General features: G+C 71.3%; 18 protein-coding genes. 5 read left to right on the top strand and 13 right to left on the bottom strand.

Features of this window, described 5'->3' with window-relative positions:
- Positions 1-16 precede the first annotated feature (16 nt).
- Complete coding sequence (locus FB047_RS16555) at positions 17-1,108, bottom strand: glycosyltransferase family 4 protein (RefSeq protein ID WP_136588308.1); 1,092 nt, start codon at positions 1,106-1,108, stop codon at positions 17-19.
- 305 nt (positions 1,109-1,413) lie between these two features.
- Here FB047_RS16555 and FB047_RS16550 point away from each other — a divergent pair, with 305 nt between their 5' ends.
- A complete protein-coding gene (locus FB047_RS16550; protein ID WP_205823099.1) occupies positions 1,414-2,490 on the top strand; it encodes a glycosyltransferase family 4 protein in 1,077 nt (358 codons plus the stop codon).
- Positions 2,491-2,496: 6 nt separating this feature from the next.
- On the opposite strand, the gene FB047_RS16545 is transcribed toward FB047_RS16550, so the two are convergent.
- Positions 2,497-3,510, bottom strand: a complete 1,014-nt coding sequence (locus FB047_RS16545; RefSeq protein ID WP_167494277.1) for a glycosyltransferase — start codon at positions 3,508-3,510, stop codon at positions 2,497-2,499.
- 252 nt (positions 3,511-3,762) lie between these two features.
- Between FB047_RS16545 and FB047_RS16540 the strand changes: the two genes are divergently transcribed.
- The 4 genes from FB047_RS16540 (at position 3,763) to FB047_RS16525 (ending at position 8,255) form a co-directional block, all read left to right on the top strand.
- Positions 3,763-4,665, top strand: a complete 903-nt coding sequence (locus tag FB047_RS16540) for an SDR family oxidoreductase (RefSeq protein ID WP_136588306.1) — start codon at positions 3,763-3,765, stop codon at positions 4,663-4,665.
- A 151-nt stretch (positions 4,666-4,816) separates the two neighbouring features.
- The gene (locus FB047_RS16535) at positions 4,817-6,223 is read left to right on the top strand and encodes an alpha/beta hydrolase (RefSeq protein ID WP_136588305.1); all 1,407 of its coding nucleotides are present in this window, start codon (positions 4,817-4,819) and stop codon (positions 6,221-6,223) included.
- Positions 6,220-7,773, top strand: coding sequence for a GMC family oxidoreductase (locus FB047_RS16530; protein ID WP_136588304.1), 1,554 nt, complete (start codon positions 6,220-6,222; stop codon positions 7,771-7,773). Before FB047_RS16535 ends, FB047_RS16530 begins: the two co-directional genes overlap by 4 nt.
- A 137-nt stretch (positions 7,774-7,910) precedes the next feature.
- Positions 7,911-8,255: a helix-turn-helix domain-containing protein gene (locus FB047_RS16525; RefSeq protein ID WP_136588303.1), complete on the top strand. Its 345-nt coding sequence runs from the start codon at positions 7,911-7,913 to the stop codon at positions 8,253-8,255.
- A gap of 103 nt (positions 8,256-8,358) precedes the next feature.
- Here FB047_RS16525 and FB047_RS16520 read toward each other — a convergent pair whose 3' ends face one another.
- The 11 genes from FB047_RS16520 to FB047_RS17315 all read right to left on the bottom strand — a co-directional run bounded on the left by FB047_RS16520 (position 8,359) and on the right by FB047_RS17315 (position 19,604).
- Positions 8,359-9,999 carry an ABC-F family ATP-binding cassette domain-containing protein gene (locus FB047_RS16520; protein WP_136588302.1) on the bottom strand — a complete coding sequence of 547 codons (1,641 nt, stop codon included), beginning with the start codon at positions 9,997-9,999 and terminating at the stop codon, positions 8,359-8,361.
- Positions 9,996-10,496, bottom strand: a complete 501-nt coding sequence (locus FB047_RS16515; RefSeq protein WP_136588301.1) for a hypothetical protein — start codon at positions 10,494-10,496, stop codon at positions 9,996-9,998. The genes FB047_RS16520 and FB047_RS16515 overlap by 4 nt, the downstream gene beginning before the upstream one ends.
- Before the next feature lie 79 nt (positions 10,497-10,575).
- Positions 10,576-11,505, bottom strand: a complete 930-nt coding sequence (xerD, locus tag FB047_RS16510; RefSeq protein ID WP_136588300.1) for a site-specific tyrosine recombinase XerD — start codon at positions 11,503-11,505, stop codon at positions 10,576-10,578.
- 1 nt (position 11,506) lies between these two features.
- Positions 11,507-12,085 (bottom strand): NUDIX domain-containing protein, encoded by a 579-nt coding sequence (locus FB047_RS16505; protein ID WP_136588299.1) that lies wholly within the window; start codon positions 12,083-12,085, stop codon positions 11,507-11,509.
- A 1-nt stretch (position 12,086) separates the two neighbouring features.
- Complete coding sequence (locus FB047_RS16500; protein WP_136588321.1) at positions 12,087-13,784, bottom strand: CTP synthase; 1,698 nt, start codon at positions 13,782-13,784, stop codon at positions 12,087-12,089.
- 111 nt (positions 13,785-13,895) lie between these two features.
- Complete coding sequence (gene recN, locus FB047_RS16495; RefSeq protein WP_136588298.1) at positions 13,896-15,590, bottom strand: DNA repair protein RecN; 1,695 nt, start codon at positions 15,588-15,590, stop codon at positions 13,896-13,898.
- Positions 15,587-16,507 (bottom strand): NAD kinase, encoded by a 921-nt coding sequence (locus tag FB047_RS16490; RefSeq protein ID WP_136588297.1) that lies wholly within the window; start codon positions 16,505-16,507, stop codon positions 15,587-15,589. Before FB047_RS16490 ends, recN begins: the two co-directional genes overlap by 4 nt.
- Entirely contained in the window at positions 16,504-17,304 is an 801-nt protein-coding gene (locus tag FB047_RS16485) for a TlyA family RNA methyltransferase (RefSeq protein WP_136588296.1), read from the bottom strand. The genes FB047_RS16490 and FB047_RS16485 overlap by 4 nt, the downstream gene beginning before the upstream one ends.
- Complete coding sequence (locus tag FB047_RS17030) at positions 17,301-17,471, bottom strand: hypothetical protein (protein WP_167494276.1); 171 nt, start codon at positions 17,469-17,471, stop codon at positions 17,301-17,303. The genes FB047_RS16485 and FB047_RS17030 overlap by 4 nt, the downstream gene beginning before the upstream one ends.
- A gap of 19 nt (positions 17,472-17,490) precedes the next feature.
- A complete protein-coding gene (locus FB047_RS16480) occupies positions 17,491-18,528 on the bottom strand; it encodes an HAD-IIA family hydrolase (RefSeq protein WP_136588295.1) in 1,038 nt (345 codons plus the stop codon).
- Complete coding sequence (locus tag FB047_RS17315; RefSeq protein ID WP_240752882.1) at positions 18,525-19,604, bottom strand: hypothetical protein; 1,080 nt, start codon at positions 19,602-19,604, stop codon at positions 18,525-18,527. The genes FB047_RS16480 and FB047_RS17315 overlap by 4 nt, the downstream gene beginning before the upstream one ends.
- Between the last annotated feature and the right edge of the window lie 719 nt (positions 19,605-20,323).

Raw genomic sequence — 20,323 nt, 5'->3', positions numbered from 1 at the left:
CAGACGGGCTCCCGACTCACCGTCCGCGCAAAGACCGCTCGTAAACGTCGTGCGTCTGCCGCGCCATACGCCGCCATGAGTAGAGTTCCGCCCGCTCATGCCCTCGTTGCACGAGGTCGCCTCGCAAAGCAGGCTCGAGCAACACACGGCGAAGAGCCGACGCGATCTCGTCCACCCGCTCGGGATCGAAATAGAGGGCCGCATCGCCGTATACCTCTGGCAGGCAGGTGGCCGAACTACTCACCACGGGGCAGCCGTGGCGCATCGCCTCGAGTCCTGGCAGACCGAAGCCCTCGAAGAACGAGGGGAAGGCGAAGACGCTCGCATTCTCGTACAACCACCTCAGCTGGCCGTCGCTGACGTACCCGGTGAAGTGGGCGTTCTGCGCGATCTCGGGTCGGCGGTCGAGTATGCGCCGTCCATCGTCGTCGATACGCCCGGCGACCACCAGATGGACGTCGGGATGTTCGCGTCGCACCAGGCGCACCGCGTCCACCAGACGCTCGAGGTTCTTGTAGGGCACCTGATTGCCGACGAAGAGCACGAATCGCCCCGACGGCAGTGCAACCCGCTCAGCTGCAGCGGCGACCACGTCTGCGGCCGGATACGTCAAGACGGTCTTCGAGGGCGACGCCCCGGTGAAGCGGCGCAGGTCATCGCCGCTGTAGCGACTGACCACGATGTTCGCTCTCCCGACGTGCGCCGCGGCCGTGAACGCCGCCCACCCCGCTGCACGTCGGAGGAGCGAAACGGCGAGGGGCTTTTTCGCGTTGCGGATCTTCAGCAGGGTCATGTCATGGAACGTCGTTATGCGAGGCACGCCGATCCAGAGCGGCTGCTGCTGCATGCAGAAGTGCACGAGATCCGGCTTCAGCGACCGGATCTGGCGGGCGAGGAGAGTCTGCTCATTCAAAGAGAAGAACGCCGCGGCGGATGGCACGGCGCGGAAACGACTGGACGGCGGAGTCCATTGCGCGATCCCCTCAGGGGGGAGCAAGAGGGTGAAGCGATGGTCGCTCTCGATCGCGGCGAGGCCGTTGACGAGGTTGCGGATGTAACGCCCGGTCGTCGTGAAGTACGCGCGCGCGTCGAGAACGATGTGGCCCATGACTGTCCTTCTCGGCCTCGTTCCGGGCCGTCGCGGTCCATCGTGCCGTGCTGCCTCCCGGCCACCGGCCACCAACGACAGGGCTACCGGATCCTCACCCCTGGGTGAGGATCGGAGTGAAGGAAAGAGTCGACGTTCGCAGTACCGGGCCCGATTCTGTTCCCCGCGTTCGCCCGCGTCATCCGCCTTCACGCAACGGCCACCTCCCTGATCGCGCGGTCGGCCGCCAAAGGGGAGCACAACCACTTCTCAGAAGAAGCCACCATCGATCCGGCTCCAATCGCTCCCGATCGAAAGCAGTCCCCGTGGAATCCACCCCCATTCCGCTCGTCGTCAACGGCAGGTTCCTCACCCATACCCCCACCGGCGTTCAACGATTCGCCCGCGAGATCACCCGTGCCCTCGCGCGTGTCCGACCACTCACCGTCATCGCCCCTCCCGGCGATCTGATCGATGCTGACATCGGCGCCGACATCGTCCAGGTGGGGCGCCAGGGGGGCCACGGATGGGAGCAACAGACTCTTCCCCGCTACCTGCGACGGATCGGTTGCCCCCTTCTACTCGGCTTGGCGAACACCGGCCCCGTGCACTACCGACGCCACGTCATCACCGTTCACGACATCATCTGGGCGAAACATCCCGAGAGCTTCTCCCGACCGTTCCGCCTGCTCTATGCGTTCATGACGCCGCGGCTCCTGCGCAACAGTGCTCACGTCCTCACCGTCAGTGAGTTCTCCGCGTCCGAGATCTCCTCGCGTTTCGGCACCGACCCTCGTCGCATCACCGTCGTCTCCAATGCCGTCTCACCCGAATTCGACGCGGATGGCCCCGTGCACGACGAGGGGGTGCCCTACCTTCTCGCCGTCTCGTCTCCCAACCGCCACAAGAACTTCGATGCGCTCGTCTCCGCATTCGATGACGCCAGCTTCGCCCACATCCAACGTTTGCTGATCGTCGGGGAACAAGCACACGTGTTCCAGTCCTCGGCACCGGCGGAGACCTCCTCACGCATTCGGGCGCTCGGCCGTGTCGACGACGAAGAACTCATGCGGTTGTACCGAGGGGCCACGGCGTTCGTATTTCCGTCTCTTTACGAGGGGTTCGGCATCCCTCCGCTCGAAGCCCAGCGGATGGGGACCCCTGTCGTCGCGGCTCGTTCGTCGGCGCTACCCGAGGTATTGGGGGGCAGCGCTCTCTGGGTGGATCCGCACGACAAGGACGACATTCGTCGTGGTCTCGAGACGATCGATCGCGACCCCGCTCTCCGCGCCGATCTCGCTCGACGCGGTCGAGAGAACGAGGCCCGCTTCAGCTGGGATGTCTCGGCACACCGCGTCGCCGAAGTCGTCGACCGATCGATCGCAAAGATGGCGCGGTGGTGAGGAGCACTACCCCCACACTGCATGCAGCGCAGCACGCTGGGCGGCGGGAGTGAAGGAATCACCGAGGTACCGATCCCATTGTTCGAGGTTCTCCTCCGCCCAGAGGGCGAAGCGGCCGGCCCGCGTCGCCTCGATGAGAGGTTGCAGCCCGGAGTCCGTGCGCACCTGCGGAGGGAGGGCGGGCATGGCTGCGATCGGGCGAACCAAGATCGGGATGCCGCACTCGAATGCATCGAGCACCGCGATTGCAACCGCGGCTTCCCACGCGGCGGTATGCAAGTAGACATCCAGGCCCGCGAGCTCTCGAGCGACATCCTCAGGAGATTTCCACCCGGTGATCTCGATACCGTTCGGAGATTCGACGCCCCCGTCGCCTCCTCCGATCCACTTCGCCCGCACGTTCACCCCGGGCAACTCCCGGCGGAGGGCCGAGACCAGATCGACGAACGCGCGGGGGTCCTTCTGCGGAGCCCACCGGCCCAGCATGCCGACCGTGATCGTCGTCGAAGCGGACGCCGTTCGAGGCTTCTCCTCCTCTGAGCGGCGCACCGAGGGGACGTTGGGGATCATTCGGAGGAGGCCAGGGTCGTATCCGAGTCCGGCGGCCGTGAGCGCCTCCCCCGGCCCCGCTGCGGCGAGAAGGTCGCAGCGGCGGCGCAGAGATCGCTCGATCCACCGGTAGAGCGATCGGATCGGGCGGCCCACGTCGCGTCGCTCGAATGCGAAGCAGTGCGGTGTGTAGACCAGACGCGCGCCGCCCACGGGTACGACCCGGGCGTACACACCGGGGAAACTCGAGTGCGCGTGAACCACATCGGGCCGCACGGTGTTCATCATTCTGCGCAACGACAAGACGGCTTTCAGCGGCGACGAAGTGTCCCAATGAAGGTGTCGCACGACGGCCGCTCCGTGGCCCTCCGTCCATACAGCGGCAGGGGCGCCGTCGGCGTGCGTCGAGGCGACGACGTGCTCGAAGCCCGGGGGCGTGTGAGCGATGTATCCGCGCACGGCCACGGGCACACCGCCTGTCGATCGGTCGACCAGGTGGAGCACGACGCGGGGTGGGACCGACCCCGCATCGGCTCGGGGATCGTCGCTGTCGAGGGGAGAGCAGGCATTCGAGGCAGACACGTCGTGACAGTAGGCCCGGCCGGGAGAGGGAATCGCCGCCACGTCACCACAGGCATGCGGGTGACCACGAGCCGCTGAGTCCCTCTGCCGGACTCCGTCAAGGCCATGCCCCCCGGAGGGCGAGGTGCCTACCGTCGACGCATGACCTCCGATCGCGACCAGTTCACCTTCGACAATCCGGTCACGCGTTACGCCCGCGTCGAACCGCCTCTTCAGCACCAGCCCGAGCCCGGCGTTCAGGCCGACATGACCCCGGTGCCCGACCTCGGCGAGAAGACCTATCGCGGACTCGGCCGGCTGACCGGGCGCAAGGCGCTCATCACCGGCGGCGACTCCGGGATCGGCGGTGCGGTCGCGATCGCGTTCGCCCGCGAGGGCGCCGACGTCGCGATCGTGCACCTGCCCGACGAGCAGCGCGACGCCGACCACATCCTCGAGCAGATCCGGGATGCCGGCCGCACGGGCGTCTCGATCGCGACCGACATCACCGATCCCGGCGCGTGCCGCGAGCTCGTCTCGCACGCGGCCGAGGCGCTCAGCGGCCTCGACATCGTCGTGAACAACGCGGGCAAGCAGGTGATGGTCGAGAAAGTCGACGACCTGTCCGACGAGCAGTTCGAGCAGACCTTCCGCACGAACGTGTTCGCCCCGTTCTGGATCACCAAGGCCGCTCTCGCGCACCTGCCCGAGGGGGGCACGATCATCAACACCGCCTCCCTCGAGGCCTACGTGCCCGCGCCGGATCGCCTCGACTACGCCGCGACGAAGGCGGCGATCAACAACCTGTCGAAGGGCCTCGCCCAGCAGCTCGCGTCCCGCGGCATCCGGGTGAACGTCGTCGCCCCCGGTCCCACCTGGTCGGCGCTGCAGGTGAGCCAGGGCGTCTCCGACGATCAGATGGAGCATTTCGACGACGAGAGCACCTACCAGCGCGCGGGGCAGCCGGCCGAGATCGCGCCGGCGTTCGTCTTCCTGGCATCCGCGGAATCCAGCTACGTCTCGGGCGAGACGCTCAACGTCAACGGCGGCATGGTCACTCCCTGACGTGCCCCGGCGAACGCCCCGGCCCGTCGGGTCGGGGCGTTCGTCATGCCCGCCCCGCACGCTTCCCCCGCGGGTACCCGGGCCTCTTGCGCAAATCGCGGAGATCCGCAACCGACCCTCCCGCGTGCCCGCGGTGCGAAACGGTGATGTCATGTCCGAAGACACCGCCTCCGTCCCCGACGAGGCGCCCCTAACCCTGTACATGCTGCACGCGCTCGGCGCGAGCGCCCGCTCGTTCGATCGGGTGGCCGAGAGGCTGGCCGGCCGCGTGCGCCTCGTCGCAATCGACCTGCCCGGTTTCGGTTCCGAGGCGTCCGCGACGCAGACCGACCTCTCCTCGACCGTCGCGCACGTCGAGCGCGCGCTGGCGGCCCACACTGGCGGCCCCTGGCTGCTCGGCGGGCACAGCATGGGCGGCAAGGTCACCGCGCTCGTGGCGTCGCGCGTCCTGCGGGGCGAGGCGCGGCTGTTCGGCCTCGCCGGCGTGGTGCTGATGGCCCCCTCGCCCCCGCGCCCCGAACCCATGGACGAGGAGCGCCGCGAGCGCATGCTGTCGTGGGTGTCCGACGGCGGCCTCTCCGACGAGGATGCCGCGACCTTCCTCGCGCAGAACACCGCCGAGCCCCTCGACGACGCGGCGCACGCCGCCGCGATCGACGACCTCCGCCGCACCTCCCCCGCGGCCTGGCGCACCTGGCTCGAGACGGGGAGCCGCGTCGACGCCACGGCCGAGGTGGGCACGCTCGACCTCCCCGCCCTCGTGCTCGCCGGAGAGGACGACGCCGACCTCGGCGCGGCCGCCCAACCGGGCCTGCTGGCCTCGGTGTACCCACGAGCCCGTTTCGTCCCCCTCGCCGACACCGGTCACCTGATCCCGCTCGAGCGCGACGCCGAGGCCGCCGCGGCCATCGAACGCTTCGTCGACGAGGAGATCCGGGTGGGGCCCGTGGTCGCCGACGAGTGGGTCCGCCTCATCGCCGGCGATCGCGTTGATACCCGGGTGCGCGGCATCCTGGCCCGGCGCGCTCTTCCCGACGACCGCGGGTACGCCCCCGAGGTGCTCGACCTCGCCCAGCTCACCCTGCTGCGCGAGATCGCCGACCTGGTCGTCCCGCAGGACGGCCCCGCGATCGACATCGCCGCGCGCGTCGACGCGCAGCTCGCGCGCGGCGAGGGCGACGGCTGGCGCAACGCCGACCTGCCGACCGACCCTGAAGCGTACCGGGCGGGGCTCGACACGCTCGCCCGCCACTGGCCGACCGATCCCGCCGACCGGACGCGTGTCCTGCGCGAGGCGATCGAGGGCGAGAGCGCCGCCGACAGCACCGCTGAGGGCGCTCTCGACGCGGCTCAGCTGAAGGTGTGGCTGGAGGACGTGCGCAACGACCTCGTGCGGCAGTGGCTCGCGCATCCGGCGAGCATGGCGCGGGTCGGCTACGACGGATTCGCCACGGGCGGCTCGCCGATGCGCGGCTACGTGGAACTGCGGCTGGGCCGCCGAGAAGACTGGGAGCCGTCGAACGTCGGCGGCACGATCGCGACAGGAGACGCCGCATGAACCTCGACGGCATGCGCACCTTCACCGACGACGAGACGGTCGACGTCGTCGTGGTGGGAACCGGCGCCGGTGGCGCGCCGCTGACGAACGAACTCGCCCGCAAGGGACTCAGCGTCGTGGCGCTCGAGGCCGGGCGCCACTTCGCACTCGATGATCTGACGCCCGACGAGACCGAGGCCGTCGAGATCAACTGGATGTCGGAGCGACTGAGCGGCGGTGACGACCCCACGGCGTTCGGCCCGAACAACAGCGGTCGCGGCGTCGGCGGCTCGATGCTGCACTGGGGCGCCTTCACCCCGCGTCCCGATCGGCGCGACCTCGCGCTGCGCAGCGAATCGGGAGTGGGCCGCGACTGGCCGGTCGACCCCGACGAACTGCTCGCCTACGTCGAGCGCGTCGAGAGCGACATCGGCGTCTCGGGCCCGACTCCCTACCCATGGGATCCGAGCCGCACCTACGCGTACGCCCCCGCGGCGCGCAACGCGCCGGCGAACCTCGTCGCCAAGGGCTGCGACGCCCTCGGCGTGCGCTGGGCCGACGCCCCCGCGGCCGTGCTCACGCGAGCGCGACTCCAGGATCACCACGGCGAGCGCGGGGCGTGCATCAACTGCGGCGAGTGCCACCAGGGATGCCGGGTGGATGCCAAGGCCTCCACCGCCAATACGTACCTGCCCGCGGCGGTCGCGGCCGGCGCCGAGATCCGCAGCGAGTCGATGGTGCACGGCATCGAACTCGACGAGCGCGGGCACGTCGCGGCCGTGGTGTACCGCAAGGACGGCGTGGACCGTCGCCAGCGGTGCCGCGCGCTCGTGCTCGCCGGCGGCGGCGTCGAGACACCCCGCCTCCTCCTGCACACCGGACTCGCCAACGACAACGGCCAGGTCGGCCGGAACTTCCTCGCGCACGGCGCGACGCAGGTGTGGGGCCGCTTCGACGAGCCGGTGCGCGGGCACCGCGGCTACCCGTCGTCGCTCATCTCCGAAGACATGATGCGTCCCGCCGATGCGGACTTCGCCGGAGGGTACCTCGTCCAGAGCCTGGGCGTGATGCCGCTGACGCTGTCGACGACGCTCGTGCGCGGCGGCGGCCTGTGGGGTCCGGAGCTCATGCAGCGGCTGGATCAGTACCGGTTCATGGCCGGCATCGGCATCAACGCCGATTGCCTGCCCTCCGACGACAATCTGCTCGTGCTGAGCGACGAGACCGACGAGTTCGGGATCGCCCGGGCGCGCGTCACCTTCACCGCGGGAGAGAACGAGAAGGCGATCGACCGGCACGCGACGGCGTTCATGCTGCGCGTGATGGAGGCGGCCGGAGCGCGCGACACGATGGTGCTGGCCCGCACGGCCCACACCATCGGCACCTGTCGTATGTCGACCGACCCCTCTGACGGCGTCGTCGACGCCGACGGCCGCTCGCACGAGATCCCGAACCTGTGGATCTGCGACAACTCCGTCTTCCCCTCGGCGATCGCCGCGAACCCGGCGTTGACGATCATGGCGCTGTCGCTGCGCACGGCGGACCGCTTCCTGGCATCCGCCGCCGCCTGACCCCGCCCGGGCGGGCACGCCCCCTGCCCCTCGCGAGATCACACGATCGGCTCGAGGTCACACGTCACGGACCGACCGCGACGAGTGATCTCGGGCCGATCGTGTGATGTCGGCACGCACACGGGAGAATGGATGCCATGAAGCTCGAGCACCTCGTCCGGTTCGCCGCCCTCGCCGAGGAGCTGCACTTCCCTCGCGCGGCCGAGAAGCTCGGCATCCCGCTCGCCTCGCTCTACACGACGCTCGACAAGCTCGAGGAGGAGGTGGGCCAGCCGCTGGTCCAGCGCACGGCTCCCACGCGTCTGCTCCCGGCGGGCACCCTGCTGCTCGAGGAGGCCCACCGCCGCATCGCCGACGCTCCTCCCCCCGCACCCAGGCAGAAGGCCCCCGGGGGCGGCAAGGCCAAGGCCAACAAGGGGAAGGGCCGCGCCCCGATCGTGAAGGGCCAGCCCAAGCCGTACAAGAAGCGCCAGGGCCGCTGACCTGCGGCCCCCTGCGTCACGATGAACGCTGAACGGTCCCGAGACTCGGGGCGTTCCTCGCCGCTCAGCCCGTTTGCGCGAAGCACCCGCGAGCGCCTGGCGGCTATAGCTCCGTGACCCGCCCGGCCTCGACGTGCCAGCGACGGTCGGTCTCGACGGCCGCGAGCATGCGCCGATCGTGCGTCACCAGCAGCAGCGTCCCCGTGTACGAGCCCAGCGCTTGCTCGAGCTGTTCGATCGCGGGGAGGTCGAGGTGGTTGGTCGGTTCGTCGAGCACGAGGACGTTGACGCCCCGAGCCTGCAACAGCGCGAGGCCCGCGCGCGTGCGCTCGCCCGGCGAGAGACCGTCGACGGGCCGCGTGACGTGATCGGCCTTGAGCCCGAACTTCGCCAGGAGCGTCCGCACCTCGCCGGCGTTCATCTCGGGCACCAGCGCCTCGAATGTCTCGGCGAGCGGGCGCTCGCCCACCAGCAGCGACCGGGCCTGATCGATCTCGCCGATCGCCACGCTCGTCCCGAGCGACGTCGTCCCCTCATCGGGTGACTGACGGCCCAGGATGCCGCGCAGCAGCGTCGATTTCCCGGCACCGTTCGGCCCGGTGATGCCGATCCGCTCCCCGGCGTTGACCTGCAGCGAGACCGGGCCGAGCACGAACGTCCCCTGGCGGAAGACCGCTCCGGAGAGCGTGGACACGACCGAGCTCGACCGGGGTGCCGACCCGATGGTGAACTCGAGCTGCCACTCCTTGCGCGGCTCCTCGACCTCCTCGAGGCGCGCGATGCGACTCTCCATCTGTCGTACCTTCTGCGCCTGCTTCTCGCTCGACTCGGTCGCGGCCTTGCGGCGGATCTTGTCGTTGTCGGGCGATTTCTTCATCGCGTTGCGCACGCCCTGGCTCGACCACTCGCGCTGCGTGCGCGCCCGCGACACCAGGTCGGCCTTCGTCTCGGCGTACTCCTCGTACTTCTCGCGCGCCTGACGGCGCAGCGTCGCCCGCTCCTCGAGGTAGGAGTCGTATCCCCCGCCGTAGATCCGGTGCGTATTCTGCGCGAGGTCGAGCTCCAGGACGCGGGTCACCGAGCGTGCGAGGAACTCGCGGTCGTGGCTGACGAGCACCACCCCGCCGCGCAGCCCGCGCACGAACGCCTCGAGCCTCTCGAGTCCGTCGAGATCGAGGTCGTTCGTGGGTTCGTCCAGCAGGGCGATGTCGAAACGCGACAGCAGCAGGGCCGCCAGACCCACGCGGGCCGCCTGTCCGCCGGAGAGGCCGGTCATCGCGGCATCCGGCCCCACCTCCAGCCCCAGGTCGGCGAGCACCTGCGGCATGCGCTCGTCGAGGTCGGCGGCGCCGCTCGCGAGCCAGCGTTCCAGGGCCGTCGCGTACGCGTCGTCGGCGCCGACGGCGGTGGGGTCGCCCAGCGCCGCGGCGGTGGCATCCATCTCGCGGGCGGCCTCGGCGCAGCCCGTGCGCCGCGCGATGTAGGCGGCGACCGTCTCACCCGGTACGCGCTCGTGCTCCTGCGGGAGCCAGCCCACGAAGGCGTCGGCGGGAGCGAGGCCCACGGTTCCGGCGAGGGGTTCGTCGGCGCCCGCGAGCAGCCGCAGCAGGGTCGACTTCCCGGCGCCGTTGGCCCCGACCAGCCCGACCACGTCGCCCGGGGCGACGGTGAGGTCGACGCCCTCGAAGAGCGTGCGGTGGCCGTATCCCCCGGCGAGGTTCTGGGCGACGAGGGTGGCGGTCATCCCCCTAGTCTCCCAGGCCCCTCGGTGATGTCCGGCGCGCCCCGGCCCCGAGCGCGCCGGACGATCGCGACGACGACGAGCCCCAGGATGCCGAGGCCCGCCACCGGGAGCGTGAACCCGGTGACGACCATGAGGGAGAACACCCACGGGAGATCGGCGACGAGCAGGAAGGCGCCGGTGCCCCACAGGCCGAACGTGGCAGCCGTCCAGAGGATCGTGACGAAGGCGACCAGGCAGAGCGCGCGCGGCCACGACAGGCGGCCCCCGCGCGCCGACGCCCCCGCCGCCAGCAGGCAGAAGGCGACGGACACGGCCCCGAGCAGGAGGCTCAGCACCAGGGTCTCCCCCTCCTCGCCGCCGGAGCCCGTTCCCGCGAGCGAGGAGAGGCAGACCACGGCCCCGATCAGACCGAGCACGGCGAACGGAATCAGTGCGGCGAGGGCCAGCCCGCCGTCGAGCAGTCTCCTCCGGGTCGTCGATGCGTCCGATGCGCTCATCGGCATCCCCTCTCCGGGCTCGGCCGAGCCCCTCCCCGCATCCGTGATCCGCATTGCCGCCCCGCCGACACGTCGCCCCTCACCGCGCCCGCGGGTGCGCCGTCGCGTACACGTCGCGAAGGGCGTCGACGGAGACGTGCGTGTAGATCTGGGTGGTCGCGACCGACGCGTGACCGAGCAGCTCCTGCACGACGCGCACGTCCGCACCGCCCTGCAGCAGGTGCGTCGCGAACGAGTGGCGCAGCGTGTGCGGCGAGACGTGGGCGGTGAGGGCGGCGCGATCGGCCGCGGCCTGGATGATGAGCCACGCGCTCTGCCGCGAGAGGGGGGCTCCGCGCACCCCGAGGAACAGCCGCGGCGTCGCGCGTCCCCGTGCCGCGAGGGTGGGGCGCACGCGCGTCGCATAGGCCTCGACGGCGGCGCGCGCGTAGGAGCCGACCGGCACGATGCGTTCCTTGTCGCCCTTGCCGCGCACGCGCAGCAGGTCGCCGTGCGACAGGTCGTCGAGGTCGAGCTGCACGATCTCCGACACGCGCGCGCCCGTGGCGTAGAGCAGTTCGAGCAGCGCCCGGTCGCGGACGGCCACCGGCTCCGCCGCCGACGCATCGAGCGATCCGGGCGCCGGCCCCGCGGCATCCAGCAGCTCGTCGATCTGCGTGACGGTCAGGGCCTTCGGCAGGCGCCGGGGCGTCTTGGGCGGCCGCAGACGCCCGCTCGGATCCGCCTCGGTCCGCCCCTCGCGCACGAGGAAGCGGTGCAGCCCCCGCACCGACGACTGCAGACGCGCGAGCGACGACGCCGCGGGCGGAGGGTCGGCCGAGGCCCGCTCCGCGCCGAAGGCGGCGACCAGCTCGGCGGTCACCGCCTCGGCCTCGACGACGTCGCGCGCGCGGAGCCACGCCGTGTACACCTCGAGGTCGCGCCGATAGGCCGCGACCGTGTGATCCGACAGGCCCCGTTCGAGCGCGATGTGTCGCAGGTAGGTGTCGACCGCGCGCTCGAGCTCCACGTCAGGCCGACGCGGCCTCGCGGCGCAGGACCTCGGCCGCCGCGAGCGCCCCCGCGGCCAGGATGCCGTTGCGCAGACGCCCCGCGATGACCCCGTCGATCACGTCGTCGAGCGGCACGCGCTCGACCCGCATGTCGGATTCCTCGTGCTCGCGCTCGTAGTCGGTCTCGACCTCGCGCAGCCCGCGGGCGAGGAAGAGGTGCACGACCTCGTCGTTCCCGCCCGGGGTGGTGTGCATCGACAGCAGGTGCTGCCAGCGGTCGGCCTCGAGGTCGACCTCTTCGGTCAGCTCGCGCTTCGCCGTCTCGAGCGGCGGCTCTCCGGCCACGTCGAGCAGTCCCGCCGGGATCTCCCAGTCGCGCTCCTTGATGGGGTGGCGGTACTGCTGGATGAGGACGACGCGACCCTCGTCGTCGATCGCGACGACCGCCGCGGCTCCCGGGTGCTCGACGTACTGACGCGTCATCTCGCCGTCGCCGTACCGGACGGTGTCGCTGCGCACGTCCCACACGGCACCCTCGTACACGAGGTCGGTCGAGACGACCTCGAGGTCGACCCGCTCGTCGCGCAGCGACTCCATCTCAGTCCTCCTCGACGTCGAACAGCTCACTCGAGCGGTGACGCTCGAGCGCCGCCCCGACGAGCCCGCGGAACAGCGGGTGGGGCTCGGTCGGCCGCGAGCGCAGTTCGGGGTGCGCCTGCGTGGCGATGTAGTACGGGTGCACGTCGCGCGGCAGCTCGACGAACTCGACGAGGTCGAGATCGGGGTTGAGCCCCGAGAAGACGAGCCCCGCGTCGCTCAGCTGCTGACGGTAGGCGTTGTTGACCTCGTAGCGGTGACGGTGGCGCTCGGAGATGTTGCTCGATCCGTAGACCTCGGCCGCGAGCGAGCCCTCGGCGAGCGCGGCCGGGTACAGACCCAGGCGCATCGTGCCGCCGAGGTCGCCGCTCTCGAGGATGTCGACCTGCTCGGCCATCGTCGCCACGACGGGGTGGGCGGTGTCGGGGTCGAACTCGCTCGACGAGGCGCCCTCGAGCCCGGCGACGGTGCGCGCGTACTCGATGACCATGCACTGCAGGCCGAGGCAGATGCCGAGAGTGGGGATGCCCTGTTCGCGGGCGAAGCGCAGCGCGCCGAGCTTGCCCTCGATACCGCGGATGCCGAAACCGCCGGGGACGATGATGCCGTCGACCGCGCCGAGGGCCTTCGCGGCGCCCTCGGGCGTCTCGCACAGGTCGGAGGGGATCCACGTGATCTTCACGTGCGTCTCCTGGCCGAAACCGCCGGCCTTGATGGCCTCGGTGACCGAGAGGTAGGCGTCGGGCAGGTCGATGTACTTGCCGACCAGGCCGATCGTGACCTCGTGCTTGGGGTTGTGCACCGCCTGCAGCACGCGGTTCCAGCGCGTCCAGTCCACGTCGGCGGCCTTGGCGATCTCGAGGGCGTCGACGATGTACGCGTCGAGGCCCTGGTCGTGCATCATCGACGGGATGTCGTAGATGCTCGGCACGTCGATCGCGTTGACGACCGCGTCCTCGTCGACGTCGCACATGAGCGCGATCTTGCGCTTGTTGGACTCGGTGACGGGGCGGTCGCTGCGCAGCACGAGGGCGTCGGGCTGGATGCCGATGGATCGCAGCGTCGCGACGGAGTGCTGCGTGGGCTTGGTCTTCTGCTCGCCCGAGGCGCCCATGAACGGCACGAGCGACACGTGCACGAAGAAGACGTTCTTGCGACCGAGCTCGTGGCGGATCTGACGGGCCGACTCGATGAACGGCTGCGACTCGATGTCGCCGACCGTGCCGCCGATCTCGGTGATGATGACGTCGGGCTGCGGGCTCTCGCTGGCCTGCAGGCGCATGCGCCGCTTGATCTCGTCGGTGATGTGCGGGATCACCTGCACCGTGTCGCCGAGGTACTCGCCGCGACGCTCGCGCGCGATCACCTGCGAGTAGATCTGGCCCGTGGTGACGTTGGCGGCCTGGCTCAGCTCGATGTCGAGGAAGCGCTCGTAGTGCCCGATGTCGAGGTCGGTCTCGGCGCCGTCGTCGGTCACGAAGACCTCGCCGTGCTGGAAGGGGTTCATGGTGCCCGGATCCACGTTGAGATAGGGATCGAGCTTCTGCATGACCACGCGGAGTCCGCGGGCCGTGAGGAGGTTGCCGAGGCTTGCCGCCGTCAGGCCTTTGCCCAGGGAGGAGACGACTCCTCCGGTCACGAAGATGTGCTTCGTCGTGAAGGTCGTGCTGTCTGAATGTCCCGCGTCCGAAGTCTGCATCACGGGCTTCGATCCTATCAGTCGGGTGTGGGGGTTCGCCTCAGAGTCTGACAGCCCCTTCCGACATCCGGGTCACGCCCGCGTGTCGATCAGGGGTCGGGCGCGGTCGGGTCAGCGTGCCCGCCCGGTCTCCAGCAGCTCGCGGGCGTGGGTGAGGGCGGCATCCGAGTCGCTGAGTCCCGAGAGCAGTCGCGCCATCTCCGCCTCGCGCTCGGCTCCGTCGAGGCGTCGGACGCTGGATGCCGTGACCGCGCCGTCGTTGCCCTTGACGACCGTCAGGTGGTTGCCAGCGAAGGCCGCCACCTGGGCGAGGTGGGTGACCGCGATCACCTGCGACGACTCCGCCAGGCGGGCCAGGCGTCGACCGACCTCGATCGCCGCGGCGCCGCCGATTCCCGCGTCCACCTCGTCGAAGACGAACGTCGGCACGGGGTCGACGCCGGCGATCACGACCTCGATGGCCAGCATCACGCGGCTGAGCTCGCCGCCCGAGGCGCCCCGCGACACCGGTCGCGGGTCGGCCCCGGGGTGGGGCGCGAGCAGGATGGCGACGTCGTCGCGCCCGTGCGCGGCCGGAGAGGCGGGAGCCACGTCGACCGTGAGCCTCGCGTCGGGCAGCGCCAGGGCGTGCAGTTCTTCGGTGACGGCCGCACCGAGGCGTTCCGCCGCTTCGCGGCGGGCCGACGTCAGGGCGTCGGCGGCGGCGTCGAGTTCGCGGGCGGCCTCGTCGCGTCGGGCCGCGAGTCGTTCGAGACGGTCTCCGTCGTCGTCCAGCTCGACGAGGCGGGCCGACCCGGTCGCGAGCAGATCGATCGCGGCGTCGACCGAGCCGTGGGTGCGGGCGAGGGCGGCGAGAACCCCGCGGCGCTCGTCGACGGCCGCGAGCTCGTGCGGGCCGGACTCGTCGAGGTCGGCGAGGTACCCCGAAAGCGCGACGGAGGCATCGGTGGCGCGGTAGCCCAGATCGGCGATCTGCTCGCCGATCGCGGCGAGAGCGGCGTCGCTGCCCGAGATGCGCTCCAGGGCGCGGCGGGCCTCCGCCAGCAGGGACACGACGTCGGGGGCCCCGTCTTCGTTCGAGAGGGCGGCGTGCGCGGTCACCGCGGCGACGCGGAGCTCCTCGGCGTTGGCCAGTCGTTCCGCGCGACGGGCCAGCTCGTCTTCTTCGCCCGGGAGCGGCGCCGCGGCCTCGATATCGGCGATGGCCGCGCGCAGCTGCTCCGCCTCGCGCGCGCGCTCGTCGCGATCACCGGTGAGGGTCGACAGCTCGGCGTCGAGCGCACGCCAGGTGTCCCACGCGGCGCGATAGGTCGCCCGTGCCGTCGCCACCGGCTCGCCGCCGAAGCGATCGAGCGCATCGCGCTGGGCGGATGCCGAGCGCAGGCGCAGCTGATCGGATTGCCCGTGCACCACGACGAGGTCGTCGGCCAGATCGGCGAGCACCCCGGCCGGGGCGGTCCGCCCGCCCACGGTGGCCCGCCCGCGACCCTCGCTCGACACCGTGCGGCCGAGGTACAGCTCCGCCGCGCCCTCGCCGACGGGTTCGACGTCGCCCCCGGCTTCGCGCACGCGAGCGGCGACCGGCCCGTCTTCGGGCACCAGCCAGACGCCCTCGACGGCGGCCTGTGCGGCCCCCGAGCGCACGGCTCCCGAGTCGGCACGCTGCCCCAGCAGCAGACCGAGTCCGGTGACGACCATCGTCTTGCCGGCGCCGGTCTCGCCGGTGATCGCCGTGAACCCGCGGCCGATCGGCAGCGTGGCGTCGGCGATGACCCCGAGGTCTTTCAGCCGCATCTCCTCGATCACGCGGTGCCTCCCGTCGCCCCGCGCCAGCCCGTGACGGGCAGGCGGAACTTGCGCACGAGCCGATCGGTGAACGCCGCGGGATGCAGTCGCGCCAGCCGCACCGGGCGCGACGACCGCCGCACCACGACGCGGGCACCGGGCGGCAGTTCGTGCGAGCGTCGCCCGTCGCACCACAGGATGCCGCTCCCGCTCGTGCGCTCGAGCACCTCGACGGCGACGGTCGCGTCGGGGCTCACCACGAGCGGGCGCGCGAAGAGCGCGTGGGCCGAGAGGGGCACCACGGCGATCGCCTCGACCGTGGGCCAGATGACCGGTCCCCCGGCCGAGAAGTTGTAGGCCGTCGATCCCGTCGGCGAAGCGACGACCACGCCGTCGCACCCGAAGGACGACAGCGGACGACCGTCGACCTCCATGACGACCTCGAGCATGCGTTCGCGGCTGGCCTTCTCGACGGTGGCTTCGTTCAGCGCCCAGGTCTCGAAGATGACGGTGTCGTCGGCATCCAGCACCCGGACGGCCAGGGCGAGACGCTCTTCGACGGTGTAGTCGCGGGCGATCACGCGGCGGACGGCGTCGTCCATGTCGTCGCGCTCGATCTCGGCGAGGAAGCCGACGTGGCCCATGTTGATCCCGAGGATCGGAGCGCGCCCCCCGCGCACGGTCTCGGCCGCGCGCAGGATCGTGCCGTCGCCACCGAGGACGATCGCGAGCTCGACGTCGGCGATGTCGACATCGATGCCGAGGGTCTCGACTCCCTCGAGCGAGAGCCGCTCGGCGAGTTCGGGTCGGTCCTCCGCCGAGACGACGGGAGTCGCCCCCGCGGCGCGCACGGCGGTGAGGATGCGCTCGGCGGCATGGACGGTGTCATCGCGGCGTGCGTGCACGACGAGGAGGATTCGGCGATCGCTGGGGGTCATCGGCTTCCGGTCAGTTCGGTCACGGTGCTCTCCCATTCTGAGGGGTCACCGCCCCGGACGGCCGAGAACCACGCGACATACTCCTGGTTGCCGTGGGTCCCGACGAGGGGCGACGCGATCAGTCCGGCCGTGCGCAGCCCCGTGTCCCACGCCGCCCACAGGACGCCGTGCACCGCATCGGAGCGCAGGGCAGGGTCGGTCACGAGGCCGCCCTTGACCGCGGTCCGTCCCACCTCGAACTGCGGCTTGATCAGCAGCACGACATCCGCCTCGCTCGCCGCGGTTGTCGCCACCGCCGGCAGCACGTGGTGCAGGGAGATGAACGACAGATCGCCGGTGACCACGCTCGGCCGCTCGTCGATGCCGGTTGCGGCGGCGAGGGAATCGGCGGTCATGAACCGCACGTTATACCCCTCCACCGACACCACGTCGGGGTCGCTCCCCACGACGGTGGACAACTGTCCGTGCCCCACGTCGACGGCGAGAACGGGCCGGGCACCGCGCTCGCGAAGCACCTGCGTGAATCCGCCGGTCGAGGCGCCGAGGTCGAGCGCCGTGCGCCCCGCCACCTCGATCGGGAAGGCGTCGAGCGCGGCGATCAGCTTGTGCGCCGCCCGGCTGACGTAGTGATCGGCACCCGCGACGGTGATGTCGCTTGCGGCGCCGACGGGCGTCGACGGCTTCACCACCGGCTTGCCGTCCACGCTGACGACTCCGGCGGCGATCAGCTGCGATGCGTGCGAACGCGAGCGGGCGAGCCCGCGGGCGGCGAGCTCGGCGTCGAGGCGGGAGGTCACGGGCGCGACGCCGCGGCGGGATCGGTCGGCGCCGATGCGAGGCGCCGGGCCAGTTCGTCGTGCACCGCGGCGTAGGCGTCGGCGCGCGCGTGCAGAGGCTGCTCCTCGATCAGACGCAGGCGATCGATCAGCTCCGTCGAGACATCCGGGTCTTCGCTGTCCGACATGGATGCCATGCTACCGACGTCAGCGCGCCCGGAAGGGGTCCGCGTACAGCTGCTCCGGAACACGGAAGCCGAAGATGGCCCGCCCGGAGTTCCAGATCGCCGCCGCTCCCGCGCGGAGGAGGTCGATCTGCCGGCCGCCCTCCGCCACGATGCGCAGGTCGACGCCGTCGATCTCGACGATCGCGTCGCCCACGCGGGTGCGCTCGCCCTTGACGATGGTCGCCGGGTACGGCTCGAACAGCTGCCGGAGGTCTTCGACGATGTAGTCGGGCCGCTGCGACGGCGGCGCCGCGAGGACCTGCTTCGGGCGGTCGATCCCGGTCAGGACGAGGAGCGAGGGCATACCCGCCGTGCGCGCGCCCTGGATGTCGGTGTCCAGACGATCGCCGATGAACAGGGGCGACGTCGCCCCGGTGCGGGTCACGGCCTCGTCGAAGATGGGCCGTTCGGGCTTGCCGGCGATCGTCGCGAGACGTCCGACGGCGGTGTGCACGGCCGACACCAGGGTTCCGTTCCCCGGTGCGATCCCGCGCGCCTGGGGGATCGTCCAATCGGTGTTGGTCGCCACCCAGGGGATGCCGCCGTCCTCGATCGGCGTCGCGAGGGCGTACGCGGCCTCCGCGAGGTGCTTCCAGCCGACCTCGGGAGCGAAGCCCTGCACGACCGCGGCGGGAGAGTCGTCCGCGCTGCGCGTGACGACGAAACCGGCCTTCTCGACCTCGACCACGAGACCCTCGCCGCCGATGACCAGCAGCGTCGACCCCGCCGGAACGAGATCCTTCATGAGGCGCATCGCCGCCTGGGGGCTCGTCGTGACGTCTTCGGCGACGACGCGCAGTCCGAGCGAGCTCAGGTGCTCCGCCACGGAGGCGTCGGTCCGGGAGGCGTTGTTGGTGATGTACCCCAGCCGGCGTCCCTCGTCCTGCGCGCGGTTCAGACTATCCACCGCGTGCGGGAGGGCGCCCGGACCGGCGTACACGACCCCGTCCAGATCGGAGAGGACCACGTCCACCCCGTCCAGCGGCGTCGCCGGCGCGGCGGCGCGGCGGAAGATCATCGCGCGTCCCCAGCCTCGTCGTCCGTTGACGACGGGTCCGCGGCATCCGCGGGGCCGTCGGCGGCGGCGTCCTCGGACTCGGCCCCGCCTTCGTCGTCGCCGACCTCCGCGTCCGCCTCGTCCGCGGACTCCTCGAGGGGAATGACACCGGATGCCACGTCCACTCCGCCCTCGTGATCGATCAGGTCGATCTCCTCGACGACGATGACCTCGCGATCGGCCACTCCGGCCGCCGCGTCGAGCGCCTCGGCGGCGATGTCTGCTCGTCGCTGCCACTCGGATGCTTCCTCGTCGCGCCCGAGCTCCTCGAGCACCGCCGCCCGCGCGGAGAACAGCGCGGGGCTCCACTCGAACGCGCGGTCCGGGTCGGCTTCGGGGATCTCGAGCTCCTGCAGGGCACGGTCGGTCTGTCCGAGGTCGAGTCGCGCACCCGACATGGCGATCGCGAGCTGCACGCGCACGGGGACGGACAAGGTCGTGCGGTCCACCGCTCGGCCTTCCTCGAGCGCGCGGTCGGGGCGTCCGACGCCACGCTCGCTGTCGACGATCAGCGGCAGCTGCTCGTCCGAGCCCGTGATGCGACGATGCGTCCGCAGCTCGCGCAACGCGAGAGCGAAGTCACCCACCGCATACGCCGTGATGGCGACGGTCTCGCGCACGACGCCGACGCGTCCTGCGCTGCGCGACGCCGCGAGGGCGTGCTGATGCGCGAGGGCCGGGTCGTCGTCGATCAGCCGGGCGGCCATCGCAAGGTGACGCGCGACGTTGTCGGCGTTGTCCTTGCTGAGCGTCTTCAGCTCGTTGCGCGCGGCACCGGGGAGGTCGAAGGCGGTGACGTCCTCGGGCAGCTCCGGGCCGCGCTCGCGACGATCCTGGGGAGGCCGGGTGGCACGCGCGTCGTCACGATCGAAACGGCGGGGGGCGCCGGCGCCCGGACGGCTGTCGCGCGACGGTCGACGGTCACCGGAACCGAAGCCCCGGGAGTCGCCGTCGCGGCGGGCGGGATGACCCTCGCCCCCGCGGTAGGGCGCTCGGTCGCCGTCTTTCCGGAAGGGGCGATCACCCTCGCGCCGCACGGGGCGGTCCCCGTCCTGACGGAACGGACGCGAGTCCCCGTCACGACGCACCGGACGGTCACCGTCGCGCCGCACGGGACGGTCGCCATCGCGCCGCACCGGGCGATCCCCGTCCCGACGGAACGGACGCGAGTCCCCGTCACGACGCACCGATCGGTCGCCATCACGACGCACGGGACGGTCGCCATCACGGCGCACCGGGCGCTCGCCGTCCCGACGGAACGGACGCGAGTCCCCGTCACGACGCACCGGTCGGTTGTCATCACGACGCAGAGGACGGTCGCCATCACGACGCACCGGGCGCTCCCCGTCCCGACGGAACGGTCGATCCCCGTCCTGACGGAACGGACGTGCATCCCCGTCACGGCGAACCGGTCGATCACCGTCGCGGCGCACCGGGCGATCCCCATCCCGACGGAACGGACGATCCCCGTCCTGACGGAAGGGGCGCGAGTCGCCGTCGCGACGTGCGGGACGGTCTCCCTCGCGACGGAACGGACGGTCGCCGTCGCGGCGGGCGGGACGCTCACCCTCCCGGCGGAAGGGACGCGCGTCTCCGTCGCGACGGGCGGGGCGGTCACCGCGCGACGCGGATCCGCCATCACGCGACGGCCGATCACGTCCGAACGCGCGGTCGCCCGAGCGCCCCTCGTTGCTCTTGCGCTCGTTGCCGTCGTCCGTCGACATGATCGTCCTTCCCAGGGAGAAATCTACCCGTA

Origin of the sequence: Microbacterium hydrothermale, assembly GCF_004854025.1 — a bacterium.
Lineage (GTDB): Bacteria > Actinomycetota > Actinomycetes > Actinomycetales > Microbacteriaceae > Microbacterium > Microbacterium hydrothermale.
The sequence above is the reverse complement of the archived record's forward strand: the minus strand, read 5'-3'. Positions and strand labels throughout refer to the sequence as shown.